Genomic DNA, 14395 nt, shown 5'->3' on the forward strand with positions numbered 1-14395 from the left:
AAAATGAACATAACCAAATTAATTATGCCACATCCAGTGGACATCCTAACACTTCGGCAATGAAGCCTAGATGTAAAGATTCCATGTTATAACTTAACCCAAGTTCGAAAGTTTATAATTTCGCTACAACGTAAAAAAGCCCGACGTCGCGAATGCGTAATCGGGCTCATCTTTAGTCCTTCTTCATCTCATCCAATACGCGGTTAACCCGCTTTTCAAGCATTTTCATGCCTCCGCCGCCCGCTTGGAAATGACGCAGTTGGCCAATTTTATCAAAAACATAATAAGCCGGAACATATTGGTTATCAAATTTATCGGTTAGTTTCACTTCACTGTCGACAAAAATCGGCTGCGTAATGTCATGCTCAGCTGCCACTGATTTGATTTGAGCTAAATCCAAATCGTCTTCCGAACGTGGCATATGGACTGCAACAACGTTTAGGTCTTCTTTATATTTGTCTCTGAATGCATTCACTTCGGGCATTGCTTCCTTACAGAGATGGCAGCTGACAGACCAAAAATGAATTAGTGTCGGTTTCTCACCAACCAAATCCTCTTTTGTTCTTTCTCCGTTCAACCATGCTGTTGCACCTTCAAGTTCAGGCAATTGATCACGTAGTTTCATATTCTTTATCCTCCTTTATTTTTCAAAAAATCCCCACTGCGTAATATATGCACGGGGATTTCAATTGGTAAAATTATAGTGTCTTCTGACCTGGTCTCCAGTTAGCCGGGCAAAGTCCGCCAGTTTGAAGAGCTTGAAGCACACGCAACGTTTCGTCTACGTCACGACCAATATTGTTATGGAATACTGTTTGGTATTGAAGTTCACCTTCAGGGTTGATGATGAATAGGCCGCGTAGTGCAACACCTTCTTCTTCAATTAAAACACCGTAGTCACGTGATACTTGGTGGTTTGTATCTGCCGCAAGTGGGTATTTCAACTGCTCAAGACCATTATCTTTACGGTCTGTGTTGATCCATGCAAGGTGAGTGTGAATTGTATCTGTAGAAAGACCGATAATTTCTGCATCTAGGTCTTCGAATTCATCATAACGGTCAGACATTGCTGTGATTTCTGTCGGACATACAAATGTAAAGTCCATTGGATAGAAGAATAATACTGTCCATTTATCGTTTTTCATATTTTCTTGAAGACTTACTTTACCAAAAGACTTATCTGCTAGCACTGCATCCAGTGTGAAATCTGGTGCTTGCTTACCTACCATACGATTATTCATTAAATAACCCCTCCACTAATTCTTTTGTGTCAGAATATCTCTCCTGCACAATCCTTATCAAGGATAACAAAAAAACAGCCCCAATTCAAACGGAGCGCACTGTTCACACAGCGCCCCATTCAATATGTGGCAATTTCATGACGGATATTCAGTCATTATGTTTATACTCTTCCCTATTAAGGGAAAAGGGGTGTAAGTGTCATTTACAGTTGGAAGGTTTCGACGGTCTCGCCAGGCAAAATTCACAGTTAGGATCATTGCAAGAACTCTCACGCCATTCATCGCATGACGGGCAAAATATAGAATCATGTTCGTCATTATAATCCAATGGATCCAAACAAACTTTGCAGTGATTGGGCAGTTCATGCAGCTCTTTTATTTTTCCATTTTTCATTAAAAAAATGCCTTCGATTTCTTTTTTACCTACTCTTGAATTATCAATCAGTTCCCAACTAAGCCCGAGGTCTTCCATTGTCCATTTACGGTCATCTGGGTCCAAATAGAAAACTTTCTTTTTTCCCAATCAAAGCCCTCCTTTATTCGCTATATTGTACCATGAAAAGCCAAAATTTCAATCGCCGAAGGATGAATGAAAATGCAGAAAACTATTTCGATTACTGAGCTGGATATTCTTCATTCGCATATGTCATTCACTTTACCTTTAAGATATGACAGCAGAAGAAAAGATGCCCTTGCGCAAACATTCAAGAAAAATAAGTATTCTTTTTTCCGGATAGATGAACTTGCCGCAGAAAGTAAAAGTAACGGCAATGAAATCACTGTTAATGGAAAAGAACTTGAACAATATTTTCTGCCCTATATTGAAAACAAACTTTTTCCTGCAGCGTTAAATGAAAAAGGATTTCACAGATTTACAAAGGCAATCCAAGAACAATTTGAATATAAACTTAGAAATACAACTCTATCCTTCATTATACAGAGTGTAGATATAATACTCGGTCCCTTTGATATTGTCTTTTTGACAGTCAAAGTTCAATTAGATAATCAAAGGACTGAACTAGCAGATGTTCTTGATTTCATGCACCATTTTAGAGCAGTCGAGCCTAAATTGGAAGAGGAGCAAGGAATGATAATTGTCTCTTTGGAAAGTGGAGAGCACTTGACTGTTCAAAACTTATTATTTGAATATCTTTGTCCTTTTTTGAAAGAGTATATTTTGCACGATGATAAGTTGGGCGGCTCTTTCGGCTCTTTGCCTTACTATGAAGACGAAAGAATGTATGTCACCGCCTTTCTCTTCAGCCGGGAAGGTTCCCTTATTACAGATGACCAATTGTACAGGATGGGTGCTTTGGATGGCAAATTACCAAATGGAGAACTATTCATATCGGCTACTAATCCTGATTACGTCCGACGCTCACTAAAGCAATCACTTCACGATAGATGGGCACCCGACACATATTCCATAACAACGATACATGCATTTATAACGGTAACAAACCGACCTCCTGCGGAAATGTCCAAAGAACTTTCACATTACTTAGGAACCCATTACTATAACTTCCTTTTACATTACTTTTATAAAATTATGTTGTTACGGGTCTCTTTCGAATATAGTCAAATCGAATGGAAAAAAGACGAGGAATATGTAAAATCGCTTATCAAATTCATTACGCTATTTTCATCGGGCTACTATTCCCAAGAAGTGAGTACACGTTCGGAAGGTAAAGAACTAACGCAAATGTTTCAGCAGGCATTCAATATCGATGGACTTTTCAAAGAAGTAAACAATACTTTGCATGAACTATATAAAAGTCAAGAAAACAATGCTTCCGATAAGATGAATACACTTCTATTCATTCTTACTATTTTCACTGTTATTTCTGGAATTTACGGCATGAACCTCGTTATTCAGGACTGGGAATCCCCCTCTGCCTGGCGAGAAGTTTCCACCTACACATTCTTTGAATGGATATCCCTTATTACTGCGCTGAGTGGAATCGGCCTTTCTGCTTATTTGGTTGCCACCACATTCGGGAAGATGTTAGTGAGCAAACTGCGTCGAAAGAAATCAAATTCCAGCATGTAAAAATGACCGGACCCTCTTTTTTAAAATTAGAGGCTAATCCGGTTTTATTTTTTTAAAAATTGTTCTTGATTTTTGGAGGGTATTTTGTATAATAAGAAGGGTTTTCAGTAAACTTCAAGTATAGTATTACTAAACTCCATTACGATTGGGGAGGGATGTCCATGGAGATTGGAAGTAAGATTAAAAGCCTTCGTTTAAAAAAAGGGCTCACACAGGAGGAGCTTGGAGAGCGGACAGATTTAACGAAAGGGCATATTTCACAGTTGGAACGAAATTTGAATTCCCCTTCAATTGAAACACTTTTTGCATTATTGGAAGTGTTAGGAACGACACCAAAAGAATTTTTTGACGAACCTAAAAAAAATGTAGAAATAGTGTACTCGACTGATGACCAGACAATCTATACGGATGATGAGATGAAATATAGCATCCGTTGGTTAGTGCCCCGATCCAATGAAAATGATATGGAACCTGTTCATATTACATTTCACGAACAAGGCGAATTTAAAAAGTTTGAGCCCTCTCTTGCAGAGACATTCATCTATGTTTTAAAAGGAAAAATTGCAATTGCAATCGGCGATACTCAACATTTCGCTTCACGAGGAGACGCAGTCTATTATGATGCTTCCGAGCCTCACTGTTTATCAAACGCACGCAATGGAATAAGCGAAATTCTACTTGTTGCCACAGAATCTTACTTATAAAGAAAAGGAGTGTCAGTATGACAACTCAGCCGATTATTCGCTTTGAAAATGTTACAAAAAAATATAACAATGATACGACTGTACTGAATGGTGTTTCTTTTGAAATGGAACGCGGTAAATTTTACACATTACTTGGTCCTTCAGGATGCGGTAAAACGACCATCCTTCGTCTCATCGCCGGTTTTATTGAACCGACGGACGGCACAATTTTCTTTAATGGAAAAAAAATTAATAATGTGCCTGCCAATGAACGCCAAGTTAACACAGTTTTTCAAGACTATGCGTTATTTCCACATTTAAATGTCTTTGAAAATGTTGCATTCGGCTTGCGTATAAAAAAGGTAAAACAAGACGAAGTCAAGCGCCGAGTCATTGAAGCATTGAAGTTCGTCAATCTTGAAGGATACGAAACACGGGAGATTTCAGAAATGTCGGGTGGTCAGCGTCAACGAGTCGCCATTGCACGCGCCATTATCAATGATCCGGAAATCATTTTGCTCGACGAACCGCTTTCAGCACTCGATTTGAAATTGCGTTCCGAAATGCAATACGAGCTACGGGAATTACAACAGCGCCTTGGCAAAACATTTGTTTTTGTCACACACGACCAAGAAGAAGCGCTTGCAATGTCTGATGAAATTTTCGTTATGAACACTGGAGAGATCCAGCAATCAGGCACTCCACTGGATATCTATGACGAACCTATCAACCGTTTTGTCGCTGATTTCATCGGTGAATCCAATATCGTTCCAGGCATGATGATTGAAGACTTTGTTGTCCAATTTACTGGAAAAACATTCGAATGCGTTGACAAAGGCCTAAATCCTAATGAGAAAGTCGATGTCGTCATCCGTCCTGAAGATTTAGAACTTACAACAGTCGATAAAGGAAAATTGAACGTTACTGTTGATACTCAATTATTCCGCGGCGTTCATTATGAGTTATCCACTTACGATACAGATGGAAATGAATGGCTTGTTCATTCAACTAAAAAAGCAGAAGTCGGTGTAACAGTTGGACTTGATTTTAATCCAGAAGACATTCACGTTATGCGCTTGAACGAATCTGAAGAAGAATTCGATGCTAGACTTGAAGCCTATGGGGTAATGGATTATGAACAATAAACCGCTGCGCCCGCTGTACACGATTCCTTATGCGGCTTGGATTCTTCTCTTTGTTATCGCGCCGATTGCACTTATCATTTACTATTCATTTTTCGACTTGGCAGGACATTTCACTTTTGACAACTATAAAAACTTTTTCTCTTCTGTCTATTTGAAACTGACAATCAGTTCATTCTGGTATGCATTTCTTATTACGTTGTTCACGTTACTGTTTTCGTATCCGACCGCCTATTTCCTGACGAAAACGAAGCATAAGCAACTTTGGCTCTTGCTCATTATTATTCCGTCTTGGATTAACCTCCTTCTAAAAACGTATGCATTCATCGGACTTTTTGGTCTCTATGGTCCAATCAATGCGTTGTTGGAAACGATGGGGATTGGCAAGCAGCAAATTCTTTTCACCGATTTCAGTTTTGTTTTCGTGTCTGTTTACATTTTCATCCCGTTCATGATTTTGCCGATTTTCAATTCACTTGACAAGTTGAATCCGGCTCTTATAGACGCTTCACGTGACTTAGGAGCAAATTCGTGGACAACTTTCAGGCGCGTCATTTGGCCTTTAACATTAAACGGCGTGAAATCAGGCATCCAAGTTGTTTTCATCCCTGCCCTATCGTTATTCATGATTACTCGACTTATTGCGGGAAACAAAGTCATCACTCTTGGGACTGCAATTGAACAGCAATTCCTTGTCACCCAGAACTGGGGAATGGGTTCGACGATTGCCGTCTTCCTAATTTTATTTATGTTTATCATCATGTTAATCACAAGTAGCAATGATAGGGGGACGACAATCAATGGAAAAATTAAGTAAGCTTCCAAAACTCTATTTGGTCGTCGTGTTCATTATCTTATACGCTCCCATTTTCTACCTGATTTTTTACTCGTTCAATTCAGGCGGCGGTATGTCCAATTTCGAGTCTTTTACACTTGAACACTACGCGGCAGTATTTGAAGACACACGGCTGATTGTCATTTTGATCAACACAATTGTCGTCGCTCTTTTGTCTGCACTTGTCTCGACTGCAATTGGAGTGCTCGGTGCCTTGGCAATCGTTTTCATGCGTAATAAAGCAATGCGCAAAGCCGTATTGTCACTCAATAATATCCTGATTGTCAGTCCCGATGTCATCATTGGTGCTTCCTTTCTGATTTTGTTTACAATGATTGGCCTGAAACTGGGCTTTGCTTCCGTACTCATTTCGCATATCGCCTTCAGTATTCCGATTGTTGTCATCATGGTGTTGCCGAAGTTGCAGGAAATGAGTCCAACGCTTATCGATGCGGCTCTGGATCTTGGCGCTTCAAAAAGGGATGTTTTGACGCGTGTCATTATCCCGTTCATCAAACCAGGAATATTGGCAGGTTTTTTCCTGGCTTTGACATATTCACTCGATGATTTTGCTGTAACATTTTTCGTTACTGGAAATGGTTTCTCTACATTGTCCGTTGAAATCTATTCAATGGCACGCGCGGGGATTACATTAACGATCAACGCATTGTCCGGTCTTATCTTCTTGGTGACAGTCGTACTTGTCATCGGATATTATGCGATAACCCGCAAAGCTAAAACACCGCATTCGGAGGTGAAGAAATGAAAGATATTTTAAGGGGCGCGATAGTCATCCTCCTAGTTTCCGCCATCTTGCTGTTCGTCAATGCGAAGTTAAATGAAGGCGGAGGGCGTTCCAGTAAAGATTCAATTACCGTATACAATTGGGGAGAATATATCGACCCTGATTTACTAAAACAGTTTGAAAAGGAAACAGGTATCAAAGTAACCTACGAGACCTTCGACTCAAATGAAGGGATGATGGGGAAAATTGAACAAGGGGGCACATCATACGATATTACGATGCCTTCTGAGTATATGATTGAGATGATGAAAGAAGCAGATCTGCTACTTCCGCTCGACTATAGTAAAATTCCAAACATCAAAAATATTGATCCTTATTTCCTTGACTTACCATTCGATCCTGACAATAAATATTCACTTCCCTATTTTTGGGGAACGCTCGGAATCGCATTCAATCCTGAGTTATTAGATGGACAGACTTTTGAAAGCTGGGATAATTTATGGGATCCTTCCCTTGCACAGCAAGTCATCCTAGTGGATAGCGCGCGAGAAACAATCGGGATGGGACTGAACTCATTAGGCTACTCATTGAACTCCACCAATGTGAATGAATTGCGTGAAGCCACTGATAAGCTGAAGACGCTTAGTCCCAATATCAAAGCAGTCATCGGTGATGAAGTGACACAGCTGATGATTAACGGAGAGGCCGCCATCTCACTCACATGGTCAGGACAAGCAGCAGATATGATGTATGAAAATGAGGAAATCGATTATATCGTCCCTGAAGAAGGGTCAAATCTTTGGTTCGATAATATGGTTATCCCTCGTACTTCAACAAATATTGAAGGTGCGCATGCGTTCATTAACTTCATGCTCGACGCTGAAGTGGCGGCACAAAACGCTGATTACGTCGGGTATTCTACTCCGAATTTAGCTGCGCTTAGCAGTATGGATCCTGAAGTAACAGAAGATGAACGTTTCTACCCCGACGAAGAAACCCGCGGTCATCTCGAAGTATATAGAAATTTAGGACTTGAAATGCTTGGCCATTACAATGAGCTGTTCCTAGAATTCAAAATGGATATGAAATAAAGAAATTAAGAAGACGACTGTAGACTAGATATGTTGAACAAATGAATACTTATATAGAATATATTTAAGAGTTTAACCTCGGACAAGGGCTGTTGCTTTCTGTTCCAGCACTCGCTTTCCGCGGGCGTTGCCTCAGCCTCCTCGTCGCTACACTTCTGCGGGGTCTTCACCTAACGCTTTTCCCGCAGGAGTCTCGCGCTTGCACTCCAAGCAACTGCAGCTACTTAAATGGAAAGCATACGAGCGAGAACCATAAAACAATTGCATATTAAATATTTATGTGCAATTGTTTAGTATGTTTTATATAGTTATAAAATGAGAAATGGCGGAAGGCATCCCCTTGCGCTGCAGCAAATTCGATGGGATTCATTATTTCAACCTATATAGACAAGATAAAGACGACCTTCATACATGTGAAGGCCGTCTTTACTTTCTATACAGAAGTTTCATTGAAAGGTATTCAAATGCAATTTATGGTACTATACTTTAGTGATACGAAACAGTTTAGAAAGTTGGGATAATTTTGGCAGTCAAGTCTAATAATTTTGCTTTATACGTTTTAATGTTCAATATGTTTATCACCATGTCAGGTATCGGTCTCATTATTCCAATTATGCCAGAATACTTAGGTACCTTTGGTGTTGCTGGTCAAGCGCTCGGCTTTTTGATTGCGATGTTCTCATTTTCACAATTTATCTTCTCCCCGATTGCCGGTGATTTATCTGATAAGCATGGTCGGAAAAAGCTGATTATTATAGGATTAGTAATTTTCGGCCTCTCGCAACTTGCATTCGGATTATCCACTGAATTATGGATGCTTTATGCATCACGGTTCTTCTCTGGGCTAGGCTCAGCATTCCTCGTACCGCCGATGATGGCATTCGTTGCCGATATCACAACGTACGAAGAACGAGGCAGAGGAATGGGTCTCCTTGGTGCTTCAATGTCGTTAGGATTTATGATTGGACCTGCAATTGGTGGCTTCCTTTCAAAAGTCAGTTTAACATTCCCTTTTTATATCGCGACAGCAGCTGCTCTAACTGCAGCGGTTATATCCATTTTCACTTTACCTAACCCGGCACCCCGTAGCGCGGTAGAACCTGGCAGTGAGAAAAAACGGGAAAACTTGTTCAAACAGATGAAACGATCGGCAAAAACCCCTTACTTCGTCATGTTGATTGTCATGTTTGTCTTTTCATTTGGTCTGGCAAACTTCCAATCTACAATCTCACTTTACGTAGATCATAAATACGGATACACCCCTTCTCAAATCGCTGTTATCATTACAGTTGGCGGCTTTGTTGGAGTTATTGCACAGACGTTTGTTATCAATAAACTGTTCAATCGCTTCGGGGAAATGCGGGTTATTCTTGTCAATCTTATTATCGCGGCTTTCGCAATGATTGGTATTGTATTCGTCAATTCGTTCTTTATGATTCTTTTTGTTGCAACGATTTTCTTCACAGCAACATCCTTGTTGCGGCCCGCCGTCAACACACTCGTTTCAAAACTTGCAGGCGAAGAACAAGGTTTTGCAGCGGGCATGATGACTGCCTACATGTCGCTTGGAAACATGGTTGGCCCTGCTCTAGCCGGCGTCCTATTCGATATCAATATTATTTTTCCATACATCATTGGCACCATCATCCTACTTATCTGTTTTGTCATTGCATCTTATTGGGCGAAACGAAGCGGAGATTTGCTATCAGATCTATGATTAACAGAAAAGCCCCATCACACCGGAAAAATTCCAGGGCGATGGGGCTTTTCTTGATGTAACAGTGACCATCAAATTTGTTAGGACAGTCACTGTTATGCTCGTCACGGGTGCGATTAGAACCACCACAAGTATGAAATCTTCCATTCCATTTGTAAAGATGAAATTTTTCCATCATCGCTTCTTCTTCGCCTTCAACAATTCAGAAATACTCTCTTCCGCTGTCGATGTCTCTTGGATAACTTTTTCACGTACTACACGTTTCTTTACAAATCCTTTAAACATCCCGAAACGCCGCAATGTAATATCGATAAAGAACAAGATCATCGCCGCCAAAATCAGCCATTCTGCAATCCGTATCTTTTCACCACTTTTAAAAGGATGATTGCGAAATACTTCAGTCGGTTCTTCTAACACTTTTCCACCTGTCCGCTCGGCAATTTTAGACATCAGTGACACATCAGGAGCTGCCGGTTTGTATTCATCGCTATAGGGCACTGATAGACCCGCTTCGAATAGGCCGCCCTTATCATCCGATACACCGAAAAATACAAGGCCTGGTTTTGCATCGACAGTCACCCGCACTTTACCGGGCGCAAGCGGCTCTGAAGTGAACGGTACTTCTTGTCCGGCTTCATCCACGACAGCTATGTCCAGGAAAGCCGCCTTACGGGAACTGTCTGTTACCGTATAGGTACCGCCTCGTTCATGTGTAATGATATAGGGAACCTCTTCGTAAGAGGGCAGCAACCTGGCAACGGCAGTGTTCCAAAATTCCGGGTAGCCTTCCCATCTTGCTAAGTCACCCGTCCACTTCCCTATCGAATCAGATGTGAATGCAATCGTTCTGCCGAGCCCATACATCCATTCAGCGATAATAGGATCTTCTTTATGGCTAATCCCTGCAATTGTCGCTGTCGTTTTCGCAGTTGTCGCAATGTAAGCATTCATTTGGGGAATACCTTCGCTAAACAAAGACGTCCATTCAGGAACACCGCCCAGCGTCATATAAAATGGATTATCTTCGATATATGTCCGCGTCATCATCGACGTTTCCCGGGCCAATATTGCCGGCACTGTCGATTCATCTACAACATCGTAAAAACGACCTCCTCCATTTTCCGCAAGGTTTTCCAACAGCGACCAATCCGCATCTGAACCGATAGCGACCGTCGACATCGTAATATTATTTTTTCTACCATCCTCAATCACTTCTTCATAGTCCGGTGGCATCGGCGATTGGCCATCTGTCAGCAGGATGATATGCTTCCTCTGCAACTTCAAATCTGCAAGATCATCATATGCTTTTTGCATGCCCGGAAAGATATCTGTCCCGCCACCCGCTGGAACGGAGAGAATCTGTTCGACTGCTTTCTTCTTATCCCCCAGCTTGCCGACTGGAATGACTTCCCATACCTGATCATCAAATGCAGTAAAACCGAATGTGTCATCATCACGAAGAAGCTCAACCGATCGTGCTGCCGCTTCTCTTGCGAGGATAATTTTCGATCCGCTCATGCTTCCCGATCTGTCCATGACAATCATAAGGCCTAGCGAAGGAAGTGATTCTTTACCCTTCACTTCCATTTCAACAGGAAGGAGCCGTTCGATCGGTGACTTGAAATAACCGCCAAGCCCGAAACTTTCATCTCCTCCGACCATCATGAAACCTGTACCAAAGTTTTTCACAGCCTGTTCAATAACTGTCATCTTATCCTCACCAACGACATGCCCTGGCACATTATCAAAAATGATTGCGCCGTAGCCTAGATAACCCGACAGCGTTTCCGGTAATTGTCCCGCATCAACAACATCTACCGTCATCGCGTTTTTATCCAGAAGTGCTGGGATAGCTGATGGATTACGGCTCGTCTGAACAACGAGAACATGTGGGGAGCGTTCCATCATCGTGATGGACAGCATGCGATTGTTTTCTAAAAAGCTATCATCCGGTACAAGAAGTTTCGCTTCGTATTTCAGCAATCCGCTTCCAGTTGCCGATGTCCGGAATGAAAAAGTATTCTTTCCAGGCTCAAGTGTCACCGGCTCTTTGATGATCTCCTTATCATTTTGATAAATGAGCAGTTCACCAGCAGTTCGGGTAGTTGATTCCACTTCCACTTGCAGCAACTGCTTCTCACCTTCGTAAGCAGTCAGTGGCGTCTCAAAAATAGAAATCGAGGCGTCCGCACTGCCTGGTCGTTCAAGCAAAACAGTGTCAATGATAACACGGCCTTCATTATACTTAGGCAATAATTCTTCAACCTTTCCCACCGTTTCAAGACCATCAGACAGTAATACAATTCGTGTCGCAATATCGTTTTTAGCTATCGTAGCGGCCAAATCGATTGCTTTCGTAATGTCTGTTGCATCTTTCGGTTCCATCTGTCCAATTACCGGCATCGCTACGTCAGCGTCCGTCAGCTGTAAATCCGTACGGAATGTCTCGGCAAATGAATACACACCTACTGATTGATTCGTTTGACGACCTTTTAAACTTTCCGCAATCCATTTATTCGCCGAATCTCCAGCACTTTCAATAGAAACAGAACGGTCTACGACAAACAAAATTTGTTCTTTATCAGCGCGTAGCGTCACAAAAGGAGTTGCTAGTGCAAAGATGAGAGCAGCAATCGCAGTACATCTCAGGACAAAGAGAATGGTCCCTTTTCCAACAAGCCGCATGCCCGATGATTTCCATGTATAGGCCATATAGAGCGCAATTGGAATGAACAATAAAAGCCATAAAGGCTGATCAATTCGGATATCCACGTCTTCTTTGCACCTCCCATTCAATAAGTAGAAGAAGCAAAAGTGGCAAGAGGAATAGCCAACCAATCCCTTTTTTTCCTTCTTCATTCCCTTTCACATTTTCAGTGCGCCCGATTCTATACGATGAACCTTGTACTAACTCTTTTTCTGAACGCTCAAGCTGAACAGCAAACATCTTTTCTATTCCTCCGTCCAGCGCTTTGTAAATACCCGGACGTGTTGGCGCGATGAAACTCGAACCATCCGCAATTGTTGTGACATATTCATCATCTAACGTATAGATTTCCAGTCCATTCTCAGTTGCACCTGAGAGAACTGCTTTGCGTTCATTTGGCACAAATAACCCCAACGAATCGGTTTCAGAACGCAATAACTCAGCGGTGCTCCAAACAAATAGCGGAAAGGACGGATGAAGTGGCCAATCGGTCAGTTCAATATCAGCAAGTATGACAATGTCGCCACGCTTGGATTTTTGGATGAACGGTTTATCTCCCACAGTCGCGATTGTCGTATACGATTTAAATGGCGGATACAAGGCACTTACGTAGACGTCACTAATACCTGCAATCGTAAACAGTGGATCTGATGTGTTTTTTACAGCGCCCGCAACTGGTTCGGTGGATTTATCGTTCCTTCCAATAATTATCACCGGCTTCGTTCCCTTTTTCAGGAATGAAACATCGTTCGTCACAATAATGGATCCGTCCTGCGCTGCAAGCATTTCAGTCGTGGAACCGGTCGTAACGGTTAATCCGACAGCTTCAAATGCTCTCTTTACCAACTCATGCAATTGCCCGTCGACAACAGCCTCCCCTGTCTCATTACCCAACAAGACGTAGGCCGTATTATCGGCTTCATAATCGTCCTCAACAACGATTTCGGCACGTAATAATTTACTTTCAGGTAATTCCTTGAACGATAAAAGTACTTCTTCCTCGCCTTCAATAGAAAAAGTTTCGACTATCAATAAGTTACCAGTTAGTAGATCCTTAATATGTACGGCTCCGATTTGAGCATCATCGGAATCATTGGTAATCCTTATAATCGCTTCCGTTCCTTCAGGCGTCTTGACCGCTCCGAATTTATCGATGGATATATTAACTTTAGGACTTTCATCACCATGAATCGTCCACGCGACGGCACTTTCTCCTTCTGAAAAAGCTGCCCTGTCTAGCGAATCCGTATAAATATGAACAGCAGCGCCTTCTGTTGCAGTGATTGATTTTGCGAACTCAATCGCCCGTTCCATATATTCATGTTCATATGTAACGGCTAATTTATCAATAGCGGTCGTGATGACTTCACCGTCTGTTTCTTCCCGTATGACGATAACGGGCTCTTTCCCAGTTGTCATAATTGTGAATGGTTCTCCCGGGCGACTTGTGACAAGTTCCTTCATTGCCTTCTGATTTCTCTCAAATAGCGAAGTGCCTTCGACGCTAGCAAGCATAGTCGCAGATGTGTCCACTATAAGAATTGCGTGACCACCGACCGCCTCTTCTTTATTAAGGTAAGGTTCTAGTAAAATGAATACTAACAGTAGTAGTGCCGCCATTTGCAGATAAAACAAGGCATTCCGCTGCAAGTTTTTCAAGTAAGGAGACACCCTTGTTTCCCGCATCGATTGTTCCCAGAACAATGTCGATGATATCGTTGTCGTTTCGTAGCGTTTTCGGAAAAAGTAATAAAGAAGGACGGCCAAAGGAAAAACCACCGTCCAACCATTCACTAACTTATCAAATCCCACTTAGCCGCCTCCATCTATCAGTTTCGTCAAGAGTACCCCTTTTTCAAATTTCAATAGAAATTAAGAAGGGGTTGAATTGATGCTTTTTTGTTTTCGTTGTGAATCGTAAGAATAGCTCTTTGAACATATGTTCGATATACTGAATATAAGGAGGTGAATTATTATGACTTTGGAAAGAGGTCTGTATTGCTCGGGTCGAAATTTGTTAATCAACGCTGATGTGAATGGTGCAGCAAATATTTTGAAGAAAGCATTGTATAGGTTAACAAAAGAAACTGATTTCAATATTGAAACAGTAAATGTTTGGAACTCAAAATCAATTGTTAAATAAAAGAAGTCCCAACGGCAAGACCAATGGGATAGAGGGTCTGG

General features: G+C 41.6%; 13 protein-coding genes. 8 read left to right on the forward strand and 5 right to left on the reverse strand.

The window, feature by feature from the left end; all coding sequences use genetic code 11:
- Positions 1-172 precede the first annotated feature (172 nt).
- The 3 genes from MKZ11_RS22380 to MKZ11_RS22390 form a co-directional block, all read right to left on the reverse strand.
- On the reverse strand, positions 173-625 hold the full coding sequence (locus tag MKZ11_RS22380; RefSeq protein WP_340796556.1) for a redoxin domain-containing protein: 453 nt from the start codon (positions 623-625) through the stop codon (positions 173-175).
- A 73-nt stretch (positions 626-698) separates the two neighbouring features.
- Positions 699-1241 carry a peroxiredoxin gene (locus tag MKZ11_RS22385; protein WP_340796557.1) on the reverse strand — a complete coding sequence of 181 codons (543 nt, stop codon included), beginning with the start codon at positions 1239-1241 and terminating at the stop codon, positions 699-701.
- A gap of 199 nt (positions 1242-1440) precedes the next feature.
- Positions 1441-1764: a hypothetical protein gene (locus tag MKZ11_RS22390; RefSeq protein ID WP_340796558.1), complete on the reverse strand. Its 324-nt coding sequence runs from the start codon at positions 1762-1764 to the stop codon at positions 1441-1443.
- 72 nt (positions 1765-1836) lie between these two features.
- Between MKZ11_RS22390 and MKZ11_RS22395 the strand changes: the two genes are divergently transcribed.
- The 7 genes from MKZ11_RS22395 to MKZ11_RS22425 all read left to right on the forward strand — a co-directional run bounded on the left by MKZ11_RS22395 (position 1837) and on the right by MKZ11_RS22425 (position 9504).
- On the forward strand, positions 1837-3291 hold the full coding sequence (locus MKZ11_RS22395; RefSeq protein ID WP_340796559.1) for a hypothetical protein: 1455 nt from the start codon (positions 1837-1839) through the stop codon (positions 3289-3291).
- A 161-nt stretch (positions 3292-3452) separates the two neighbouring features.
- Positions 3453-3995, forward strand: a complete 543-nt coding sequence (locus MKZ11_RS22400) for a helix-turn-helix domain-containing protein (protein WP_340796560.1) — start codon at positions 3453-3455, stop codon at positions 3993-3995.
- 17 nt (positions 3996-4012) lie between these two features.
- Positions 4013-5119: an ABC transporter ATP-binding protein gene (locus MKZ11_RS22405; RefSeq protein WP_340796561.1), complete on the forward strand. Its 1107-nt coding sequence runs from the start codon at positions 4013-4015 to the stop codon at positions 5117-5119.
- On the forward strand, positions 5109-5933 hold the full coding sequence (locus tag MKZ11_RS22410) for an ABC transporter permease (RefSeq protein ID WP_340796562.1): 825 nt from the start codon (positions 5109-5111) through the stop codon (positions 5931-5933). The genes MKZ11_RS22405 and MKZ11_RS22410 overlap by 11 nt, the downstream gene beginning before the upstream one ends.
- A complete protein-coding gene (locus MKZ11_RS22415) occupies positions 5917-6717 on the forward strand; it encodes an ABC transporter permease (protein WP_340796563.1) in 801 nt (266 codons plus the stop codon). Before MKZ11_RS22410 ends, MKZ11_RS22415 begins: the two co-directional genes overlap by 17 nt.
- Entirely contained in the window at positions 6714-7787 is a 1074-nt protein-coding gene (locus MKZ11_RS22420; protein WP_340796564.1) for an ABC transporter substrate-binding protein, read from the forward strand. The genes MKZ11_RS22415 and MKZ11_RS22420 overlap by 4 nt, the downstream gene beginning before the upstream one ends.
- A gap of 523 nt (positions 7788-8310) precedes the next feature.
- Positions 8311-9504, forward strand: a complete 1194-nt coding sequence (locus tag MKZ11_RS22425; RefSeq protein ID WP_340796565.1) for an MFS transporter — start codon at positions 8311-8313, stop codon at positions 9502-9504.
- Between the two features lie 174 nt (positions 9505-9678).
- On the opposite strand, the gene MKZ11_RS22430 is transcribed toward MKZ11_RS22425, so the two are convergent.
- Positions 9679-12276: a VWA domain-containing protein gene (locus tag MKZ11_RS22430; RefSeq protein ID WP_340796566.1), complete on the reverse strand. Its 2598-nt coding sequence runs from the start codon at positions 12274-12276 to the stop codon at positions 9679-9681.
- A complete protein-coding gene (locus MKZ11_RS22435) occupies positions 12260-14023 on the reverse strand; it encodes a vWA domain-containing protein (protein WP_340796567.1) in 1764 nt (587 codons plus the stop codon). The genes MKZ11_RS22430 and MKZ11_RS22435 overlap by 17 nt, the downstream gene beginning before the upstream one ends.
- Positions 14024-14186: 163 nt before the next feature.
- Between MKZ11_RS22435 and MKZ11_RS22440 the strand changes: the two genes are divergently transcribed.
- A complete protein-coding gene (locus MKZ11_RS22440) occupies positions 14187-14354 on the forward strand; it encodes a hypothetical protein (RefSeq protein WP_340796568.1) in 168 nt (55 codons plus the stop codon).
- Positions 14355-14395 lie beyond the last annotated feature (41 nt).

The organism is Sporosarcina sp. FSL K6-1508, from assembly GCF_038007465.1.
Lineage (GTDB): Bacteria > Bacillota > Bacilli > Bacillales_A > Planococcaceae > Sporosarcina > Sporosarcina psychrophila_B.

Coding starts and splice junctions, on each gene's coding strand:
- MKZ11_RS22385 (WP_340796557.1), bottom strand. CDS start 1,241: ATGAATAATCGTATGGTAGGTAAGCAAGCACCAGATTTCACACTGGAT.
- MKZ11_RS22415 (WP_340796563.1), top strand. CDS start 5,917: ATGGAAAAATTAAGTAAGCTTCCAAAACTCTATTTGGTCGTCGTGTTC.
- MKZ11_RS22405 (WP_340796561.1), top strand. CDS start 4,013: ATGACAACTCAGCCGATTATTCGCTTTGAAAATGTTACAAAAAAATAT.
- MKZ11_RS22420 (WP_340796564.1), top strand. CDS start 6,714: ATGAAAGATATTTTAAGGGGCGCGATAGTCATCCTCCTAGTTTCCGCC.
- MKZ11_RS22395 (WP_340796559.1), top strand. CDS start 1,837: ATGCAGAAAACTATTTCGATTACTGAGCTGGATATTCTTCATTCGCAT.
- MKZ11_RS22440 (WP_340796568.1), top strand. CDS start 14,187: ATGACTTTGGAAAGAGGTCTGTATTGCTCGGGTCGAAATTTGTTAATC.
- MKZ11_RS22410 (WP_340796562.1), top strand. CDS start 5,109: ATGAACAATAAACCGCTGCGCCCGCTGTACACGATTCCTTATGCGGCT.
- MKZ11_RS22400 (WP_340796560.1), top strand. CDS start 3,453: ATGGAGATTGGAAGTAAGATTAAAAGCCTTCGTTTAAAAAAAGGGCTC.
- MKZ11_RS22380 (WP_340796556.1), bottom strand. CDS start 625: ATGAAACTACGTGATCAATTGCCTGAACTTGAAGGTGCAACAGCATGG.